Here is a 3664-nt window from a genome sequence, read left to right as displayed (position 1 = left end):
GGCGACTTATCAACAGATTTTGCAATCTTTCTCTTTTTTAGTAGGCGCAATACGGAATTATCACTTATTTCGCTGCCAATAAACACTAAGATTATGGGAAAAATTATTGCTTTGGCAAATCAAAAAGGCGGTGTAGGGAAGACTACGACTACGATTAATCTCGCAGCTTCACTCGCTACCCTGGAAAAGAGAGTGCTCGTTGTGGACGCAGACCCGCAGGCAAATGCCTCTTCCGGTTTGGGTGTCGACATCAAGCAGGCGGAATGCACTATATACGAATGCATTATCGACCGGGCCGATGTTCGCGAAGCTATCCATGACACGGAGATTGAGACACTGAAAGTGATATCCTCACACATAAACTTGGTGGGCGCCGAGATAGAAATGCTCAATCTGAAAAACAGGGAAAAGATACTGAAAGAAGTACTCGCCCCATTGAAGGAAGAGTTTGATTATATCTTGATAGACTGCTCGCCCTCTTTGGGACTGATTACCATCAATGCACTGACGGCAGCCGACTCTGTGATTATCCCCGTACAAGCGGAATACTTTGCACTGGAAGGTATCAGCAAATTATTGAATACCATCAAAATTATCAAGTCTAAACTGAATCCGGCACTTGAAATTGAAGGTTTCCTACTAACGATGTACGACTCGCGTCTGCGCCAGGCCAACCAGATTTACGACGAAGTGAAACGCCACTTCCAGGAACTGGTGTTCGACACTGTCGTTCAGCGTAACGTCAAGCTGAGTGAAGCTCCCAGCTACGGTCTGCCTACCATCTTATATGATGCAGACTCTACAGGAGCCAAGAATCATATGGCACTTGCCAAAGAACTGATCAGCCGTAATAATTAATTCAAAACGAAGAACCATGGCACAAAAAAGAAATGCATTAGGACGCGGGCTGGACGCCCTGCTTTCAATGGACGAAGTGCAGACCGAAGGCTCTTCTTCCATCAACGAAATAGAGTTGTCGAAGATTGTCGTCAACCCGAACCAGCCCCGTCATGAATTTGACGAGACAGCGCTTCAGGAACTTGCCGACTCAATATCTGAAATAGGTATCATTCAGCCCATTACCCTACGCAAGCTGTCGGATGACGAATATCAGATCATCGCAGGCGAACGCCGTTTCCGTGCTTCACAACTCGCCGGACTGAAAAGTATTCCCGCCTATATCCGCACTGCCGATGACGAGAACGTCATGGAAATGGCGCTTATCGAGAATATACAACGTGAAGACTTGAACTCTGTGGAAATAGCCCTTGCCTACCAGCATCTGTTGGAACAATACGGGCTCACACAGGAACGCCTTAGCGAACGTGTCGGTAAAAAGCGTACAACAATTGCCAACTACCTGCGCTTATTGAAACTGCCCGCCCCCATTCAGATGGCGTTGCAGAACAAGCAGATAGACATGGGACATGCCCGTGCACTTGTTACACTGGGTGATCCGAAGTTGCAAGTGAAGATATTTGAAGAAATCATCGAGCACGGATATTCCGTACGTAAGGTGGAAGAAATAGTAAAATCCCTGAGCGAAGGCGAAGCCGTGAAAAGCGGCGGACGAAAAATAGCTCCCAAACGAGGAAAACTGCCGGAAGAATTCAACATGCTGAAACAGCAGTTATCAGGCTTCTTCAGTACCAAAGTGCAGTTGACCTGTTCGGAGAAAGGAAAAGGTAAAATCAGTATCCCGTTCAATAACGAAGAAGAATTGGAACGTATTATCGGCATACTCGATACTCTTAAAAAATAAATGACGAAAGGAACAAGAACATATCAATGGTGTATCGCCCTGCTGCTTTGCTTCGTGCAGACGGCAGGGATTGCTGTGTATGGGCAGAACCGTCCGCGTGCTGCTGCCAAACGGCAGCAATTGGAACATGCAGACTCACTGAAAAGACTGCCGCAAGTAGCTCTGGACAGCCTGAATGCACAAACAGAATCTGCCCTGCAACGGGTTTCGGCTGCTGACAGCATTGCCTTAGCCGACAGCATTGCTGCCGAAAACAAAAAGCGTCTGCTGGAAATGACTTCCAGTACTACCCCACAAGTACCTCCTACACCAACAGACAGTATAAACGGGGCACTTAACAAGAAAGTATTTATCCCCAACCCGACCAAGGCAACATGGCTCGCCCTGGTTATCCCCGGTGGTGGACAAATCTATAACCGTAAATTCTGGAAGTTACCTATTATATATGGTGGATTTGCAGGATGTGCTTATGCACTAACCTGGAACAACAAGATGTATAAAGACTACATGCAGGCCTATAAAGATGCCGCTCTTGGCAACTGGGAAGCCAACAGTATTCATGACCTTTTGCCACCCGGATATTTGGACAGAACCCCAAAAACGCAAATAACAGAAACCCTCCGAAAGCAAAAGGATACGTACAGGCGCTATCGTGACTTGAGTATTTTCGCTTTCATAGGTGTTTACCTGATATCGGTTATTGATGCCTATGTAGATGCGGAACTATCCAATTTCGATATAACCCCCGACCTAAGTATGCGGGTAGAACCTGCCGTAATCAACAGTCAATACAGTATAGGCAGCTCCAACAAATCTGTCGGGGTGCAATGTAGTTTCCGTTTTTAATGAATTAAGCTATACCAAAGAATAATCACACATGAAGAATAAATCTGTAAATATGAAGAAGTTTATCGCTACTCCGTTTCTGTTTTGTCTATCACTTTTCGCCTTCCAGGCGCAAGCTCAGGAAAGTGTAGAAGTAGTGATCCGTGACAACGGAACAGAACGCCAGGAAAGCATTGAACTTCCCCAAAGTATGACTTATCCGCTGGACAGCCTGCTCAATGACTGGAAAGCCAAGAATTACATTGATTTAGGCAAAGATTGCAGTACCTCCACAGAGAACCCGCTCTTTAGTGACTCTGTTTATATCGACCGTCTCAGCCGTATTCCTGCCGTAATGGAAATGCCTTATAATGAGATTGTACGTAAATTCATCGACATGTACACAGGACGTTTACGTAATAACGTATCATTCATGTTGAGCGCCTGCAACTTTTATATGACCATCTTCGAAGAAGCACTCGACGCCTATGGATTACCGCTCTAACTCAGATACTTACCTATCATTGAATCTGCGCTGAATCCTTCTGCCAGATCCCGTGTAGGTGCTTCCGGTTTGTGGCAGTTCATGCTGGCTACCGGAAAGATGTACGGATTGGAAAGCAACAGTCTTATCGACGAACGTTGTGATCCTATTAAGGCCACGTGGGCAGCTGCCCGCTACCTGAAAGACCTGTACGCCATTTATCAAGACTGGAATCTGGTGATCGCCGCTTACAATTGCGGACCAGGTACTATCAACAAAGCAATCCGCCGTGCCGGTGGTAAAACTGATTACTGGGAAATTTATAATTTCCTGCCCAAAGAGACCCGTGGATATGTGCCTGCATTCATTGCCGCCAATTATGTGATGACTTATTATTGTAAGCACAACATCTGTCCCATGGAAACTAATATCCCCGATGCTACAGACACTGTGCAAGTAACAAAAAACTTACACTTCGAACAGCTTGCCGATATCTGCGGCGTTAGTATGGAAGAAATTAAGAGTCTTAATCCTCAGTTTAAGAAGAGTATAATTCCCGGTGAAAGTAAAGCTCAAACCCTTCGCCTGCCCAT

General features: G+C 45.8%; 3 protein-coding genes and 1 pseudogene. All 4 read left to right on the top strand.

Going from position 1 to position 3664, the window contains the following annotated elements:
• Positions 1 to 93 precede the first annotated feature (93 nt).
• Positions 94 to 858 (top strand): AAA family ATPase, encoded by a 765-nt coding sequence (locus Q1W14_RS21660; protein ID WP_118465267.1) that lies wholly within the window; start codon positions 94 to 96, stop codon positions 856 to 858.
• Between the two features lie 16 nt (positions 859 to 874).
• A complete protein-coding gene (locus Q1W14_RS21655; RefSeq protein ID WP_118223456.1) occupies positions 875 to 1762 on the top strand; it encodes a ParB/RepB/Spo0J family partition protein in 888 nt (295 codons plus the stop codon).
• Entirely contained in the window at positions 1763 to 2608 is an 846-nt protein-coding gene (locus tag Q1W14_RS21650) for a DUF5683 domain-containing protein (protein ID WP_118465268.1), read from the top strand. It abuts the gene before it with no gap.
• 31 nt (positions 2609 to 2639) lie between these two features.
• A pseudogene (locus Q1W14_RS21645) lies at positions 2640 to 3664 on the top strand (lytic transglycosylase domain-containing protein); the annotation flags it as partial.

The sequence above is a fragment of the Bacteroides sp. genome, assembly GCF_030151085.1.
GTDB lineage: Bacteria > Bacteroidota > Bacteroidia > Bacteroidales > Bacteroidaceae > Bacteroides.
This window is presented reverse-complemented; position numbering and strand designations above follow the sequence as displayed.

What these genes read in the sequence shown, in the direction of transcription:
- Q1W14_RS21650 (WP_118465268.1), top strand. Translation starts at nt 1,763, where the DNA reads ATGACGAAAGGAACAAGAACATATCAATGGTGTATCGCCCTGCTGCTT.
- Q1W14_RS21655 (WP_118223456.1), top strand. Translation starts at nt 875, where the DNA reads ATGGCACAAAAAAGAAATGCATTAGGACGCGGGCTGGACGCCCTGCTT.
- Q1W14_RS21660 (WP_118465267.1), top strand. Translation starts at nt 94, where the DNA reads ATGGGAAAAATTATTGCTTTGGCAAATCAAAAAGGCGGTGTAGGGAAG.